Annotated in this window: 11 protein-coding genes; 8 read left to right on the top strand and 3 right to left on the bottom strand. The window is 56.4% G+C overall.

The window, feature by feature from the left end; all coding sequences use genetic code 11:
• The first annotated feature begins 156 nt into the window (after positions 1-156).
• The 4 genes from OSO_RS0105365 to OSO_RS0105390 all read left to right on the top strand — a co-directional run bounded on the left by OSO_RS0105365 (position 157) and on the right by OSO_RS0105390 (position 5483).
• A complete protein-coding gene (locus tag OSO_RS0105365; RefSeq protein ID WP_029246677.1) occupies positions 157-1155 on the top strand; it encodes a malate dehydrogenase in 999 nt (332 codons plus the stop codon).
• 302 nt (positions 1156-1457) lie between these two features.
• Entirely contained in the window at positions 1458-2894 is a 1437-nt protein-coding gene (hpnE, locus tag OSO_RS42255) for a hydroxysqualene dehydroxylase HpnE (RefSeq protein WP_010582460.1), read from the top strand.
• A gap of 341 nt (positions 2895-3235) precedes the next feature.
• The gene (locus tag OSO_RS0105385; protein ID WP_010582461.1) at positions 3236-3826 is read left to right on the top strand and encodes a hypothetical protein; all 591 of its coding nucleotides are present in this window, start codon (positions 3236-3238) and stop codon (positions 3824-3826) included.
• 121 nt (positions 3827-3947) lie between these two features.
• Positions 3948-5483: a N,N-dimethylformamidase beta subunit family domain-containing protein gene (locus OSO_RS0105390; protein WP_010582462.1), complete on the top strand. Its 1536-nt coding sequence runs from the start codon at positions 3948-3950 to the stop codon at positions 5481-5483.
• 165 nt (positions 5484-5648) lie between these two features.
• Here OSO_RS0105390 and prfB read toward each other — a convergent pair.
• Positions 5649-6774 (bottom strand): peptide chain release factor 2 gene (prfB, locus tag OSO_RS0105395; RefSeq protein WP_157605049.1). Its coding sequence is split into 2 segments (ribosomal slippage): positions 5649-6704 and positions 6706-6774, totalling 1125 coding nucleotides; the frame shifts between segments, so codons are not numbered across the junction.
• Positions 6775-7323: 549 nt separating this feature from the next.
• Between prfB and OSO_RS0105415 the strand changes: the two genes are divergently transcribed.
• From OSO_RS0105415 to OSO_RS0105435, 4 genes are all read left to right on the top strand, one after another.
• Positions 7324-8253, top strand: coding sequence for an OmpA family protein (locus OSO_RS0105415; protein WP_010582466.1), 930 nt, complete (start codon positions 7324-7326; stop codon positions 8251-8253).
• A gap of 165 nt (positions 8254-8418) precedes the next feature.
• A complete protein-coding gene (locus tag OSO_RS0105425) occupies positions 8419-8793 on the top strand; it encodes a BlaI/MecI/CopY family transcriptional regulator (protein ID WP_010582467.1) in 375 nt (124 codons plus the stop codon).
• Between the two features lie 12 nt (positions 8794-8805).
• The gene (locus OSO_RS0105430) at positions 8806-10599 is read left to right on the top strand and encodes a M56 family metallopeptidase (protein ID WP_010582468.1); all 1794 of its coding nucleotides are present in this window, start codon (positions 8806-8808) and stop codon (positions 10597-10599) included.
• A gap of 175 nt (positions 10600-10774) precedes the next feature.
• Positions 10775-13666: a tetratricopeptide repeat protein gene (locus OSO_RS0105435; protein ID WP_162130512.1), complete on the top strand. Its 2892-nt coding sequence runs from the start codon at positions 10775-10777 to the stop codon at positions 13664-13666.
• A gap of 41 nt (positions 13667-13707) precedes the next feature.
• On the opposite strand, the gene OSO_RS0105440 is transcribed toward OSO_RS0105435, so the two are convergent.
• Both OSO_RS0105440 and OSO_RS0105445 read right to left on the bottom strand, forming a co-directional pair.
• Positions 13708-14823, bottom strand: coding sequence for a D-TA family PLP-dependent enzyme (locus OSO_RS0105440; protein WP_010582470.1), 1116 nt, complete (start codon positions 14821-14823; stop codon positions 13708-13710).
• 260 nt (positions 14824-15083) lie between these two features.
• The gene (locus OSO_RS0105445; RefSeq protein WP_010582471.1) at positions 15084-16190 is read right to left on the bottom strand and encodes a twin-arginine translocation signal domain-containing protein; all 1107 of its coding nucleotides are present in this window, start codon (positions 16188-16190) and stop codon (positions 15084-15086) included.
• Positions 16191-16319 lie beyond the last annotated feature (129 nt).

The following is a 16319-nucleotide window of genomic DNA, read 5'->3' on the forward strand; positions in this document are numbered from 1 at the left end:
ATCGCAAGTGGTCAGTTGCCGCCATGCCGGGGAGTCGATACCCTCCCGTTGCCGTCCCGGAAGTACCGTGTGCCAGGCATCGTTGGGCGATTTGTGTTCGTCATGTCGCCGACGATTCTGACGAAGATGAATTTCAGTATCAGGAGTGTTTTTGAGATGACCGCCACCGCCCCGATTCGAGTTGCCGTCACCGGCGCCGCCGGACAGATTGGATACGCCACGTTGTTTCGTCTGGCTTCGGGCGAGATTTTTGGTGCTCATCGTCCCGTCATTCTGCATCTGATCGAAGTCCCGCCCGTCATGGCGGCTCTCGATGGCATCCAGATGGAACTTGACGACTGCGCATTCCCCACCCTGGCTGGCGTCAAGAAATTTGACAGCGATCATCTGGAAGACGCATTCCGCGACGTGAACTTTGTCATCCTGGTCGGTAGCGTTCCCCGTAAGCAGGGAATGGAGCGCGCCGACTTGATTCGAATCAACGGCCCCATTTTCACGAGCACTGGAAAGGCGATTCAGGCCGCTGCCGCGAAGGACGTTCGCATCGTCGTCGTGGGCAATCCTTGTAACACGAACTGTCTGATCGCCATGTCGCACGCACCAGACGTCCCACGAGATCGCTGGTTCGCCATGACGCGTCTCGACCAGAACCGCGCCGTCGCTCAGTTGGCACAGAAATCCGGACGCCCCACAGCTTCGATTTCCAACGTGGCCATCTGGGGCAATCACTCGGCCACACAGTACCCAGACTTCGTCAACGCGAAGATTGACGGCAAGCCCGCCACCAGCGTGATTACCGATCACGCCTGGTTGAAGGGAGATTTCATCACCACCGTGCAGCAGCGCGGTGCGGCTGTCATCAAAGCCCGTGGCGCATCGAGCGCCGCCAGTGCCGCGAATGCCGCTCTCGATACCGTCAAGAGCGTCATTCGGCCGACCGCTGCCGGCGACTGCTTCAGCGCCGCCGTCTGGTCGGACGGAAACCACTACGGAATCGAAGCGGGCCTGGTCACCGGGTTCCCGTTGACCAGCGATGGAACCAACTGGCGCGTGGCACCTGGATTCCAAGTCGACGACTTCAGCAAATCGCAGATCGACAAGACCATCGCCGAATTGAAGCAAGAACGTGATACCGTCCGCGATCTGCTTCCGTAATTCACGATCCGACGACGCAAGTGGTATCGAAACGCTGCCCTGACAGGTTCGTGAACGTCGCCCGCAGGCTCAATGGCCTGTTCGCAAAGGTTTGCAACGTGTCAATTCAGATTTGAAATGCCACCTGTGGTTGCTGTGGTGTACCGCCTGGCAAGAATTTCGTCGTTGCCTTTTGCAGTTGATCCCCGTGAGCCGGTTGCGAAGAACATGTTCGCACCGGCTCTTTTGGGATCTGCCCCAAAGCAGATTCCTCCAGTGCAGATTTAGATTCAAACCTTAACCGAGCGCCTTTCGGAGTGGCGATGCCGCGTCACATTGTGATCGTAGGCGGTGGGCTGGCGGGATTGGCCGCCGCCGTCGCATTGACGGATCGGGGCTTTCCCTGCACGCTGCTTGAGTCGCGTCCTCGACTTGGCGGACGCGCCAGCTCATTCCACGACCCCACAACCGGAGTCGAGATCGACAACTGTCAGCATGTCACACTTGGCTGCTGTACCAACTTTCGTCATTTTTGCCAGACAACCGGCCTGAGCCAGTACTTTCATCGCGAGCCGACACTCTACTTCATCGGTCCCCAGGGCAAAGTGGATCGATTTTCGGCCAACGCGTTGCCCGCGCCTTTCCATCTAACCGCAGCCTTCGCGCGCTTGTCCTATCTTTCGTGGAAGGACAAGTTTGCCTTGGCGCGTGGATTGAAGGCGCTGGCTAGACCTGTCAGCGACGCAGAAGAAGCCCGTCCGTTCTCGGAATGGCTGCGCCAACATCACCAGACCGATGCCGCGATCGAACGGTTCTGGCTGGTCGTGCTCGTCAGTGCACTCAGCGAATCACTCGACCGAATCTCGGTTCGTCATGCGCGCAAGGTCTTTGTGGACGCCTTTCTTGCGCATCGTGATGGCTGGTACGTCGACATCCCCACGGTTCCGCTCGAGGACTTGTATGGAGGACAACTCGTCGACTGGCTGACCTCACGCGGTACGACGATTCGCCTGCAGTCTGCCGGGGAACGCGTCGAATTAAGTAATCGATCCGTCACCGGGGTTCGGCTGACGTCACAGGAGTTCATCAACGCCGACGAACTTGTCATCGCCCTGCCATTTCACCGAGTAATGTCCGTGCTTCCACCAGAGCTGGCATCCCGACCGGAATTCCGTGGCGTCAATTCCCTACAAGCCGCCCCCATCGCCAGCATCCACCTTTGGTTCGATCGGCCCATTACGGAACTTCGACATGCGGTCCTGGTGGAACGACTGTGTCAGTGGGTGTTCAATCGCACGGCCATTGCGCGAACCCATGACGCGAGCACATCTTCAACGTCGAGTTCCACCGATCCCTTAGAAAATGCCCACTATTATCAGATCGTGATTAGCGCGAGCCGCAATCTGGCGGGGCAGTCCAAAGAACAAATCCAGCAGCAGGTGCTGGATGAGCTGTCGGCGGTGTGGCCGGCCACAAAGGACGCCAAATTGCTTCACGCGAGACAGGTCACAGAGCATCGGGCGGTGTTTTCACCGGTGCCAGAGATCGACAACTTGCGTCCTGTGCAGCAAACGTCGATTGCAAACCTGCAACTCGCTGGCGACTGGACCCACACCGGCTGGCCCGCGACGATGGAAGGCGCCGTCCGCAGTGGCTACCTTGCCGCAGAGAACGTATTGCGACGTTGCGGTCAAACGGATTCGCTCGTGCAACCTGATCTTAAGACCGCCTTGGGGTCTCGACTGTTGTTTGGGCTCTAGCGGCCAGTTGAATCAGGGTGGCGGGTCCGTAGGTGCCCACGCTATCAGGACATCTATTGATCTGTGCGGAGCGAGTCCCCGTGACTTCAACAGGCCGCGAACGCAGCTGCTGGTTGGGCAATACGGACTCCATCACCACAACGGCGCAACCAGTCTGATAACTCTCGAACCACGAAAGTTGGACTTCAACCTGATCATATTCGACGCCAATACTTCTTCTTCACTGGTGAGATAGTTACGCTGTTCGAATGAACGGACCAAATAAATGGTCGAGAGACGGACGACGCGGCTCGATGTTGTCGTCTCGAATTGTGTCGAGGGTTTGGAGATCGTTTGTGAGCATGCCAATTCTGCAATCGTTGTTACTGGCAGATCACATCTATCGTGACCAGGCAACGGGCAAGCACATCATCTGTGGCGTGTTCTCGACCATCTTCTTTACCCCCAACCCCTCCCCCGATCCGCCCCCTGTCGAGCCGAATCAACGACCGATGGCGGGTGATGGAAGTTCCTTGGGCGGACTTGGTCGTGGCTCGGGAAGTTCCTCTCTGGATTCGCCTCAATCCGCACTGCCAAGCAGCGACGATATCGCAACCCGATCCCCCGGGCTCAAGAACCAGCCGCTGCACACTCTGATGCAGGCGGGGTCGCCCTATGCGTACTTCAGTGTCACGGAACTGACCGGGCGCAAGGTCTTCGAAGTTCGGTACGTCGAACTGCGGGGCAATCAAGTCCTTTTCAACGCCGAAGTTCCCATCGAATGTCACGATCCGCTGCAAACCATTGAAGTCGCATTGCCATTGCCTCGGCTGCCACTCGTTGCCTGGGAAGAACGCGTGTACGCTCTCGAAATTGTGTGCGAAGGACAATTGCTGGGAAGTCACCGCGTGCTGGCTCGAATTGCGCCTGCCCCCACCCCGCCAGTGAACTAGACGGCGTTAAGCGTGCCGCAACGTCGTTGAACTCGCTTCATTCGTCGAGCAAGCTCATGGCAAGTTAAACCTGAAACAACCGCGTTGATGAGTTCTGTGCCACTCGCCATAGGAAGTTCGTATGGATCGTCGTGACTGGATGAAATCGGTTGCCGCCGGATCTGCAGCTGCCTTGACCGGTCCCCTGTATGCTGCCGGCGCAGAACAACAGCCGCCTGCAGGGGGACAGCGCGACCGGCAACTGATTGCCCGCGAAAATGCGCAACCTGGCGCGACCGACTGGCAACTGACACGCGTCCGCCTCGATTCCACACATGGTTTTCGGACTCCTTGGATCGAAGGCTATTGTTCGAAGCAAAGTGTCGCCGCGGGCGATTCGATCGACATCATGGTCTCGACCGATCCGCCGCGACCATTCAAGATCGAGATTTTTCGGACCGGCTACTACGGCGGACGCGGCGCGCGCCTGATGACGACGCTGGGTCCATTCGCAGGGATTAAACAGCCAACCCCCACGCCTGGCGAAAAGAACCTTCATGAATGTCATTGGACCCCGGCCACATCCATCACCATTCCGACAGACTGGGTCAGCGGGGTCTACCTGGGACGACTGAGCCTGATCGAAGGCGAGGCGCGCGACGGGTACTGGCAAAGCTACGTCGTCTTCATCGTTCGCGACGACCGGCCCGCCGATATTTTGATTCAATGTTCTGACAACACCTGGCAGGCCTACAATCAATGGCCCAACCACTATTCGGTGTACACGCATCCCAAGGGGAACCAGGGCCCCTGGGCCGACGTCAGCTTTGATCGCCCATACGCCAAGTACCCTCAGATTTATGAGAACCCCCAGTCGCTTGGATCAGGCGAATGGCTGTGCTTCGAATTTCCCATGGCTTACTGGCTGGAACAACAAGGCTATGATGTGACGTATTGCTCCAACAGCGATTTGTTAACACCGGATCGCGGCTTGAAATGCAAGGCGTTTCTGAGTGTCGGTCACGACGAATACTGGGACATTCGACAGTATGAAAGCGTCGTGAAAATGCGCGATGAGGGCGTCAACCTGATGTTCTTCTCGGGCAATGCTGTCTGCTGGGTAACGCCATTGCGTTCAAGTTCTGACGGCCACGCCAATCGGATCATGTTCCGAGGCGGTCCCTACGGCGGGAAATACACGTATGCAGAACTGCGCGAGAAACTAAACGGCCCCTTTCCCCATCGCGGGCCCGACGAGGGCTATCTGATCGGTGCAAGGAATGTCGAACCGGTAAACGGCGGGGGCGACTGGATCTGCACTCAGCCAGATCACTGGATCTTCGCGGGCACCGGAATGAAGCGCGGGGACCGAATCCCGGGACTGGTCGGCTGGGAGTACCACGGCGAGCCGCCAACAGACCTTCCGGGCCTGGAGGTTCTTGGCGAAGGAACAGCACTTGTGGGCGGAACGACTCCTCAGCACTGGACGTCAACAATTTACCCCGGCCCCAAGGGCAACTTTGTCTTCAACGCATCGACGATCTTCTGGTGCCAGGGACTGTCCAGTCCACCGGGACATATGCTCCCTTGGTCGCACTGGAGCCGTCCGCACGGTCCAGACGAGCGAGTGCAGCGAATCACGCACAACCTTATGCGCCGGGCATTGGGCCAGTCATAAATCGACACCGTAGTGCATTTGCTCTTCCTCGTGACCTCATGGCAAATCTCTTCAATTCGAAATGAAGACGCGTTACCACGAAGTCACGAAGGATACAGCAAGACTTCGACGGATCATCGTGTGACGGATCATCGGGGAATGACCAGATGACGAACTGACGCGCGTCTACTTGCCCTGGGTCACACCCAGGCACCAGCGCAGATAGGCTTCAATCCACGGATCAAGATCACCGTCGAGCGTCGCCTGGGGATGCGAGGTTTTGTAGTCCGATCGGTTGTCCTTGCAATACGATTCCGGATGCAGGACATAGCTTCGAATGGTTTCTCCGCCGAATCCAATTCGAGATTTCTGGCCACGGCGAGCAGCGGTTTCTGCTTCGCGCTTGTCCATCTCCATCTGATACAGCTTGGCAACCATCATCTTTCGAGCCAGTGCCCGGTTTTGATGCTGACTGCGTTCGTTCTGGCACTGCACCACGGCATTCGTCGGCAAGTGCGTCAGGCGGATAGCAGAGTCGGTCTTATTGACTTTCTGCCCACCGGCACCGCTCGCTCGACAAATGTCTTCGCGAATCACTTTCGGATCATCCCACTCGATCTCGATCGAAATACTGTCGTCCAGTTCCGGTGTCACATCGACCGCTGCGAACGACGTCTGACGCCGGTGCGCCGAATCGAAGGGGCTCATCCGAATCAGCCGATGGTTGCCTGTTTCACCTTTTAAGAGACCGAAAACATATGGGCCGCGAATGACGAGCGTGGCCGAGTGAATTCCCGCCTCTTCCGCAGGTGACACTTCGAGGATCTCGGCCGCGAAACCGCGTTGCTCGGCCCAACGCTGATACATTCGCATCAGCATTTCGGCAAAGTCCTGTGCATCGGTTCCACCTTCGCCCGATTGAACGGCGACGTACGCAGAACTTGCATCTTCGGGCGCCGACAGCATCGCCTGCAGTTCCACTTCCTGGTACTGCTGTTCCAGTCGCTCGACGGTTTCATTGATCTCGGCGATCGTTTCCGGGCTGTCTTCCGCCTCGGCAAACTCAACGAGCACGCCCAAATCCTGCGAGCCCGAGAACAACTCGTTGATGGGCTTCAGGGCGGCATTCAACGTCTTCAGTTCATTGACTTGCTTCTGAGCTTTTTCCTGATTGTCCCAAAAACCGGCCCCACCCATGGCGTCGTTGATCTCGGCAATCCGGCGATTCTTGGAATCGCAGTCAAAGAGACCCCCGCAGTTGGAGGACTCGTTCGATCAGATTCTGGCAGCGGTCTTTGAGTTCGGTGTCCATGACGACGTTTCAGTCCTTGGTGAGCAGAATTGGCATCGCCGTGCGCCGCCATGGGCAACGTCAAGACGAGTGAATTTCGAATTTCCCAGTATATCGGTTGCACCCCCTGCGGACCACCCGTCCGCGAGGTAATTTTCAAGACGAATTTTACACAAACCTCTTTCAACAATGCCGTTACATCGCTTCAACAGTTCGACCTGCGGTGCTGAATTCCTCCGAAAACAAGTACTGCACAAACTTCAACCAACAAACAGAGCAGTATCCACGCGCCAGGACGATCGATCGCATCGGCACTTTTCGCCAGAGATCAACGAAGAGCACGAAATGTTCAGGAAAAACAGCGGGCGAACCGGGGCTTTCGCTCAAGGTTCCCCTTGGCACCCATTTCGGTCGTCACTATAAACCCGTCCTGAATGGGTCTTGAGGATTGTTCGTCGCGGGAACGGCGGACAGTCAGAACCGAGATCCACCCGTCAGCATCCTGTCTTTTCGATTCAATCAATTCGATTCAATTTGCCTCTGATCGTACGGTGACCGTGGCGTTCGCGCATGGTGGCTGTTGATTGTTCGCATCCCGTGTGGATCGCGACACGTCAATTGCCATTTCGTGAGCGCGTCATGGCACGCTTCACCGAGGAGCTTTCGATGTATCGCCTGGCACGAGTCTGCACCATTACGAGCCTGATAGTCACCGTCATGACGACGTCGGGATGCCGCACGCGGCCGCCCCGATTTGCGCTTCAGCAAAGCCAGCTTCATGCCCAAAGGCTGTATCAACAGAACAAAGCCTTGGCGATGGAGCGTAATGGGCTGGCGGCCACGGCCGGTCAATTGGCCTCCGAGAAAGCCAATATGGAGCAACAGTACTTTGCCGCCAAGCAAAGTCTGGATGCCGCCAATGCACGGCTCGACAATCTCGCCTCATCCAACAGTCAGTTGGAAGAGAAGATGAAGACGCTACTCACCAGCAACAAGCCTGGCAGCAATCCGTTGTCTCCCGATTCCAATCGACGCCTGGAAGAACTGCGACGCAAGTACAAAGACTTTGACTTCGACCCACAGACCGGAGTCAGCAAGTTCTCGACAGATTTGTTGTTCGCCTCAGGAAGCGACGAACTGCAGCCCAAAGCCAAGCAGGTGCTGCAAGAGTTCGCCAATATCATGAATCAGGGTGATGCCCGCGGCCTGAAGGTTCTGGTCTCGGGTCATACGGACGACCGACCTGTGTCCAACAAGAACACGGCACAGCGACACGTCGATAACTTTGGTCTGTCAGCCCATCGAGCTTTGGCTGTCGAGCGCGCATTGACGAAAGCGGGGATCTCTGAGAACCGAATGGGAATCTCAAGCTACGCCCAGTACCAGCCGGTTGAACCGAACTCCAACGAACAAAACCGCCAGAAGAATCGCCGCGTCGAAATCTATGTGCTGGCCCCGGATATGCCAGTGGCCAGTGCCTGGGACCCGGAATACCAGTAAGCACTCCCTCCCAGAAAAGAACTCACAAAAAAGGTTCGATTGCCCTTCCGCGGCGATCGAACCTTTTTTCATTGGAGGTGAGATCTCGAATTCGCCGGCGCCCCTTGACGTCCATTGACATCATGTCTACGATCAGCATAGACGTGATGTCAATGGAGCTCGCGCGTGGCCGCCCCGAAAGCATTCATTACCGACACCGAACTGGTCCTCCTCAAAGTCTTGTGGAGCGATCAGCCGCTTACGGCCCGAGAGATCGCGAGCCGGTTGTATGGGGAAGAAAGCGCTTCCGCGATCGGGACGGTGCAGAAGCTGATTCAGCGACTGGAGGAGAAGGAGCTCGTCTTGCGCGACCGTCGCGAGCCGGTACATCGCTTCTCCACCCGTGTGACGCGTGACGCGGTTGCAGGGATGCAGTTGCAGGAACTGGCCGCAAAATTGTCGGACGGATCACTGTCGCCGTTCATCATGCACATGGTTCAGGCTGAGCGGTTGAGTCCAATAGAAAAGCAGGCGTTGCGGCGTCTGCTTGAGGAACAATAGGAAGACTCGGCCATGGACAGCGTTCTGAACGGCGTCGTTTCGAATACCGTCCTGGCGGGCGTACTGGCACTTTTCACGTCTGGCATCCAACGGTTCTGGCACAACCCACAACTCGCGCATGCCCTTTGGTTTCTGGTACTCGCCAAGCTGATCACGCCCCCTCTATTCTCGGTCGCGCTGCCTGATCACCGGTTATTTTCTGTCAGCCGTGCAGCAGCACCGATTCTCGCTGACGATGTGGACACCTTGCAGCGGCCGGGGGACGGCGACCTCTCATTGGCACCAACAATGTCACGGCCGGAGCCGATGCATCAGGAAGGTGGGCCGATTCGAGTGATGGTCGATTCAACGACGGAGCCAGCCGAGGTGACACCGATGTCGACGTCCCGCCGTCAGGCATCCCTTGTGTCAAGTTTGGCGATCCTGATCGCGGCGAACTGGCAGACGTGGCTGTGCGCCACCTGGGGTGCAGGTTTGATCGTTGGGGCGATCATCCATTGGAGACAGCTCGGTCGGTTCCGCACACTGTTTTCTGCTGCGGTCGACGCCGACGCCGAACTTCTCGACGACACTCGAATGTTCGCGAAGCGGATGGGTTTACAGAGTTACCCATCGATTCGAGTCCTTCACGCCCACTTTCCACCGCTCGTCTGTGCCGGTTGGCGTCGCCATTTGCTACTGATGCCGGCCCGCCTGCTGAGAGAGCTGGATCGTGAGCAGTTGCACACGGTTCTGGTCCACGAGCTGGCGCACATTCGTCGCGGTGACCATCTGATGCGGTGGTTCGAGATCCTCGTTCGAGGAGTCTTCTGGTGGCACCCGTTGGCCTGGTGGGCCAGCCACCAGCTTCGGCAGGCGGAAGAAGAATGCTGCGATGCGTGGGTGGTCTGGGCGCTACCGAACGGTCAGCGAAGCTATGGAAAAGCGTTGTTGTGGACGGTCCAATTTCTCGCAGAGCGTCGCGTTGTTCCTGTTGTCGTAGGAGCAGCGTTTGGTGGTTCGCATGTGAAAAGGAGAATCGAGATGGTCATGACGAGAAAGCTGAACCGAAAAATGTCCTGGGGCGCGCTGTTCATGGTTGTGATCTCTGCGTTCTGCGTGCTGCCGGTGGCAGCTCAGAAACGTCCCGACAACGATGCTGTTGGGCGCGGGCTTGCCGAACGGGAGCCGGAGACAGAGGCGACACAGGCGCCAACCTCCGCCGCAGAAAGTCGTGATCTCGAGGCCAGAATCGAGCGACTAGAGCGGTTGCTGCAGGAATTGACGCTGACGGTCAAAAACTCCGCGACGAATTCCCGTGATGAACAACAGGGAAATCGCGGGAAGGCCTCGGATCAGCGCGGCGTACGCGATGTCGAACTTCGCCGTGGGACTGACGCGAAGGGCGCCGAGCAAATGCCCACAAGAGATTGGAAAGAGTGGTCTGCCAGAAACAATCGGCTCAAGGAAACCCTGCTCGCGCTCGACAAACAAGCTTGGGACGCCGCCAGTACGCGGGATTGGAAGGCGTACGAAAAACTCGTCCGGCCAGGCTACAACTGGGGCTACTTTGGAACGAGCCGTAACGCGCCCACCGTCGAGGAACTGCAGCGCAGACGCTATTTCGACGTGAAAATTCGTGAGGTCGAAGTCGGTAAGATCACCGAGGACGTCGCGTTTCTCAAATACGTCTTTAGTTGCAAGGTCGAGGAAGCGGAGCAGGTCCAAACCTACCAAAATCATCAATCCATGCAAATCTGGACACTGATTGATGGCAATTGGCTCCTTACGTATACAACGAACTTTGTCCTGATGGGAGGAGAATGAGAGCAGGGAGCCACCAGGAATCCGGAACATTGTGAGTCCTTGATCCTGACCTGAATTCGGACGGCAGATCATCGGTTTTTGCGTGCCGATCGACGTCGCACATTGCGTCGGAACTGGCGTTCAAGTAGCGTCACTCCATGGAATGGGCTTCTCCGATCTTTCGTTGGCGTCGATTATGAATTCCCGGATCGTTTCCATCGCACTTGTGGCGCTGTTCATTTCGCGCAGTCTGACCGCTGATGATGTTCTCGTACTGTTTGAGAAGGCGCGGGAGAATTTCCAGCGTGGTCGGTATGAAGAGGCGATCGAGTGCCTTGACGAGTTCAAAGGAGACGCCGCAAAAGATCTTGATCCGGTCAAAGTCGCATTGTTACATCTCGAAGCGCAACTGGCACAAGGCGACGTCGTCGCAGCCGAAGAGACGCTCGCCGCATCGATGCAAGATCGCGAGTCAGCGGCGCTCCTTGCGCAGCGAGCGCGACTCCGGTTTGGTCAGGGCCGCTATGACGAAGCGAATCAGGATGTCGGTGCGGCATTGGCAATCGATGGAGATCAGTTGCTCGCACGACTCGTTCAAGCTCAGTTGTTCACGGAAAAGGGCGAACTGAAAAAGGCGGACGAGGCTTACCGTTGGTTTGTCCGCTTCTACAATCAGAAGCAGCCCGCGGATGCCGAGTCATTGGTCCTGGTGGCTCAAGGTGCGTCTCAGTATGCACTTTGGCACAGTTCCGCACAGATTCTCGATTTCTGCGTGAACACGGTTTCGGTCGATGCTCTGAAGGTGGATAAAACCTACTGGCAGGCCCATCTTGTCAGTGGTCGCCTGCTGCTCGAGAAGTACAACAAATCCCAGGGCCGTCCCGAACTGAAGGCGGCATTGGCGATCAACCCCAATGCCGCCGATGTCCACGTCGAACTCGCCAAGTCGGCAGTGGGTGATTACGACTGGGACGAAGTGGAAGAAGAGGCCAAGCGCGCCCTTCAGATTAATCCTCGCTCAACAGGGGCATTTCAGGCGCTCGCAACGGCCAAGCTCTATTTTCGCGACAGCGATGCCGCCGAGAAACTTCTGGCCGATGCCCTGCAAATCAATCCAGTTGAGACCGAGACGCTAGCGCTGCTCGCCGCACTTCGCATGCTGCAGGATGGGTGGCCCGATCCGACGCGTTGGAAGGAACTGGTCGGACATCTCGATCATATCGCCGATCTCAAGCTTGCTGATCCCACGCGCTGTGAACAAATTCTGATTGATGTCGCCACGCGTAATCCCAAACCGGGAATTTTTCTCGCGTCACTCGCCGAAGTCGTGGATATGTTCCGTCAACATTCCGTGGCTGAACCGCTTCTCAAACAGGCGATTCTCCTAATGCCCCAGCTATCGCAGCCCAAGAATGCGCTGGGACAGCTCTACATGCAGACGGGCCAGATCGATGCAGCCAAGCGGACCTTGGATGAGGCGTTCAAAGCCGACCCTTATCATGTACGCGTCAGCAACATGCGTAAGGTTATCAAGGTGCTGGATGACTATGAGTCAATCGAGACCGCTCATTTCGTGATTCGCGCCGACGGCAAGCTCGACAAGCTGCTGGCACGCTACATGGGTGAATATCTGGAAGAAGTCTATCCCGAGCTGACATCCCTGTTTGGATATGAACCGGAGGCGCGGACGCAAATCGAGATCTATAACACCGCGAAGGGGCTGTCGGGGCACCAGTGGTTTAGCGCTCGCATGGTGGGATTGCCGTGGGTGCAGACAATCGGTGCATCAACTGGTGTGATCATCGCCATGCAAAGCCCGGGATCGATGGAAAAGCCACTAAACTGGGCTCGGGTTCTGAAGCACGAATTTGTCCATGTGCTGACGCTGCAGCAAACCCAGTTCAATATCCCTCACTGGTATACCGAGGCGCTGGCCGTTCGATCTGAAGGTTATCCACGACCGGTGGAATGGAATGCGCTTCTCTTGGACCGCGTTCCGAAGGGCGAACTCAAAAATCTCGACAACCTGAGTATGGGATTCATTCGCGCAGGCAATATCGCAAATTGGAACTTTGCCTATTGTCAGAGCGTGCTGTATGCAGAATACATCGTCAAACGGTTCGGCGAGAAATCGCTCGCGGGGTTACTCGACGCATACCGACGCAATCTCTCGACCGATAAGGCCATTCCCGAAGTGTTTGGAGTCAGCAAAGAAGACTTTGAGCAAGGCTACCGGCAATACCTTGACGCCATCGTCGCCAGTCTGCACCGGACGGAAGCCGATTCGGAGCTGAATCCATCGCGGGTCGAACGGGCTTACGAAAAGAATAAAGGCGATCCCGACGCCGCGGCCAACTATGCCCGCCTGATGCTGCTGATCCGGAAACGCAACGAAGCCAAGTCGATCGCTCAACAAGTTCTTAAGACGAATCCCAAACATCCGGTCGCAGCCGCGGTACTGGCCACGCTGTACTACCGAGAAGAAAAATTCGACGACGCCATTTCGGTCTTGGAACCTGCATTCGATAAGGAACACCCCAATAAGCGAATTCTCGAGATCCTGATGAAAACCCGATTGCAGCAGAAGCGGGCGGCCGAGGCGATCGAACTTTGTGAGCTGGGCAAACAGCATTTCCCCGACGAAAGCGAGTGGTGGAAGGGGATTGCCAATGCGGCGAAAATGACGGGGGAACACGATCGACGCCGTGCCGCACTGGAAACACTTGTCCAAATTGAATCCGACGACCCAGCACCGCGAAAAGCATTGGCGGAAATGTCACTCGCCGACAAACAGTATGATCAGGCCTATCGCTTCGCCAAATTGGCGATCCACATTGATGTGCTGGATGCTGACATTCATCGGATGCTGGCCGAAGCCTTCCGCGGTCTTGAAGACTACAAGCGGTCGATTGAGGAATACGAGATTGCGCTGGAACTGAAACCGAAAGCGGTCGAGTTTCAATTGGGGCTGGTCGAGACTTACATCGCGGCGGGCCGAACGGACGAAGCCAAGAAACTCGTAGATGAGATCTTCAAGAGCAATCCCAACAATGAGCGGGTCCACGAACTGAAAGAGGCGATCAAGTAGCCGACTTGATCGCCCCTTCGCTCGCGCTTCACGGGAACAATTCAGATGGTGATCAACCGGTCGCGACCGGTGACGTCCCACATCTCCACCACTTTTCCGTCATCGATCACATACGCCTGCTTGTAGAGTGCGGACGTAGGGCAGACGTGCTTCGGAATCGCGTACAGTTCGTCCCCCGGTTGGAAGTTTCCTGCAAGCGGGGTCTGCAAGACAAGATGTTCTTCGTTATGAATCACCTGCTGCGCGTCCGGCAAATCGGGAAACATCACGCGAGTTCCCTTGGGTGGATCAGACGCAACCGACTTGCTACCCAAGTCGCACGTGACGCGATCGGATGCAGGACGACTCACAACACGTGTCAGCATGACGACGGCGGGCTTGAAGTCCATGTCGGGAAAGATCGTGTCATATCCAAAGTCATGAAAGACGCACGTTCCGGGTGCCAACTCAATCACAGGATCGGCAATCTTCGCGAAAATTGGAAATGACCCGGTACCACCACAGAGAATTGCGGGAACGGGCCAACCACGACCGACGAATTCATCGCGAAGTCTGGAGGCCTTTTCCCATCCGGCATGCACAGCGGCGGTGCGTTCCTTCAAATCGGTCTGGGCATTGTGCCCGTCATAGAAGTGGAATCCCGCCGGCACCAGGGCAGGGGAGTCGACGATCTGCTGATAGAGTTCCGCCGCGCGAGGACCAGGCGTAATCCCGGTTCGGTGCATTCCAGAATCGAGGTCCAAAGCGACATGAATTTTCAGGCCGGCCGCACTCATGGCGTCATCCAGTTCCGAAATCATATGTGAGTCATCGGCCGTCACGATGAAGCGCACATCGGAAAACTTCTGCAAAAAACGCACGGCGCGCGTGATGTTGGGCCCCACCAGATTGTAGGCTAGGAAAATATCCTTCGCCCCAGCTGTGGCGAGCATTTCCGCTTCAGCGAACGTCGCACATTTATGCTTGGTGATTCCCATTTCGAGTTCGATTTTTGTCACCGCCGGCATCTTGTGCGTCTTGCAATGAGGTCGCAATCGCTGCGGGCTTCCGGCAATCGCGATCATCTTTTTCAGATTCTCGATGACGATCGAGCGATAAACGAGCAAAGCGGGAGAATAAATCTGCGAGGTATCAGCGATCGCGTAAACAGGTTCCATAACGTCTTGCTCGTCCTTAAAAATTCAAAAAAACAGTGGCACAGAAGCGCTGCCTCGACAAATCCATGACCAACGCCTGCAGGCTCGCTCGCCTGTTCGCGGCACGCTCATCAACGTCACAATTCCATTCTGAAGCTCGTCGAATGCCTTGTCTTACAAAAATCTTCGACTGGCCTGAGTGGGACGAGTGAGTCGCTGGAACGCACGGGGACTCGGCAAAGCCCTCCAGACCGACGTGTATTTTTCGTCCTGACAAACTACTAGGTCACTTTCTTGAGCTTGGTGACTCGCCCAGTTCCAACCCATTCTGCCACAAAAATGCTGCCATCACTGGCAAAACAGGCGTCGTGCGGATGAACGAACTTGCCGTCCAGCCACTTGGATTTGTCCTCGCGAATCCCTTTTTCCGTCGTCACGCGAGCGACGTCGTCTCCCAGTCGCGCCACCACTTCGTTTTTCTCATTCAGCAAGGTGACACGGGCGTGAAGTTCCGGCACCACCATCAAGTTTTTCCACGTCTCCACATTGGCAGGAAGACCGAACCCCTTGATGGTCTCGAGGTATTTTCCGTCCATCGTAAAGTATTGCAACGTATGATGAGCCCGATCACAGACGACAATCGACGGCTCGCGGCCTTCACGCTTGTCCACCCAGATCCCGTGCGGCGTCGCGAATTTCCCCTCGCCCTCACCAACACCACCAAATGAACTTAACCATTTTCCATCTGCATTGTATCGGTGAACGTACGAAGCGCCGTAGCCATCCACGAGTAAGAACCCGCCATCGTCGAGAAAGGCGAAATTGGTCGGCAGGAATCGTTCGGGACCCCAGATTTTCGTCGGATCGGGCCGATCTTCGGGACGCGTATTCTCACCCTTCGCATAAACCCCCGATTCCATGGGAGCATAGCGCTGCCAGACAATTCCACCGCGAAGGTCCATCTTGGCAAACGTCTTCAAGTGCTGGTATGCACAGACGTACAAAAACTCTTGTTTTCCTTCCTGGCGAATTTCAATTCCATGGCCGCCGCCCTGGAACTGCGAACCGAACGACCGGATGTATTTACCATCGGAATCGAATACGAAGATCGACGGATGGTCCTTCATATCCGTCCGGCCTTCGTGAATGACGTACAAGTTCCCGGCCTTATCGACCGCAACATTGTGCGTCGTCTGCCATTTGAATTGATCGGGAAGCTGTGGCCAGTTGTGCTGCACTTCGAACTGATGATCGCCTTCACCGACAATCAATGGCTTGTCCGTCTTCGAGGCCGTGAGAACCATCGGAGCCCCTGCAATCGTGACGGCCGCCGCAGCCGTGGTTTGCAGAAATTGACGACGTGACACGGAATCTGATGATGAAGGCATGACATGTCTCCTGGTCCGTTGCGGTTCAATACTCTGATGACTGCTGCTTAGCAGCCTGTTGAAGTCAGGGGGACAGGCACCTGCCATGCAGGATGTCATGGGCATTTTTTAATCTTGTCGAAGGCAGTC

The sequence above is a fragment of the Schlesneria paludicola DSM 18645 genome, from assembly GCF_000255655.1.
Classification (GTDB): domain Bacteria; phylum Planctomycetota; class Planctomycetia; order Planctomycetales; family Planctomycetaceae; genus Schlesneria; species Schlesneria paludicola.

What these genes read in the sequence shown, in the direction of transcription:
- OSO_RS0105390 (WP_010582462.1), top strand. Translation starts at nt 3,948, where the DNA reads ATGGATCGTCGTGACTGGATGAAATCGGTTGCCGCCGGATCTGCAGCT.
- OSO_RS0105415 (WP_010582466.1), top strand. Translation starts at nt 7,324, where the DNA reads ATGGTGGCTGTTGATTGTTCGCATCCCGTGTGGATCGCGACACGTCAA.
- OSO_RS0105435 (WP_162130512.1), top strand. Translation starts at nt 10,775, where the DNA reads ATGAATTCCCGGATCGTTTCCATCGCACTTGTGGCGCTGTTCATTTCG.
- OSO_RS0105385 (WP_010582461.1), top strand. Translation starts at nt 3,236, where the DNA reads ATGCCAATTCTGCAATCGTTGTTACTGGCAGATCACATCTATCGTGAC.
- OSO_RS0105430 (WP_010582468.1), top strand. Translation starts at nt 8,806, where the DNA reads ATGGACAGCGTTCTGAACGGCGTCGTTTCGAATACCGTCCTGGCGGGC.
- hpnE (WP_010582460.1), top strand. Translation starts at nt 1,458, where the DNA reads ATGCCGCGTCACATTGTGATCGTAGGCGGTGGGCTGGCGGGATTGGCC.
- OSO_RS0105445 (WP_010582471.1), bottom strand. Translation starts at nt 16,190, where the DNA reads ATGCCTTCATCATCAGATTCCGTGTCACGTCGTCAATTTCTGCAAACC.
- OSO_RS0105365 (WP_029246677.1), top strand. Translation starts at nt 157, where the DNA reads ATGACCGCCACCGCCCCGATTCGAGTTGCCGTCACCGGCGCCGCCGGA.
- OSO_RS0105440 (WP_010582470.1), bottom strand. Translation starts at nt 14,823, where the DNA reads ATGGAACCTGTTTACGCGATCGCTGATACCTCGCAGATTTATTCTCCC.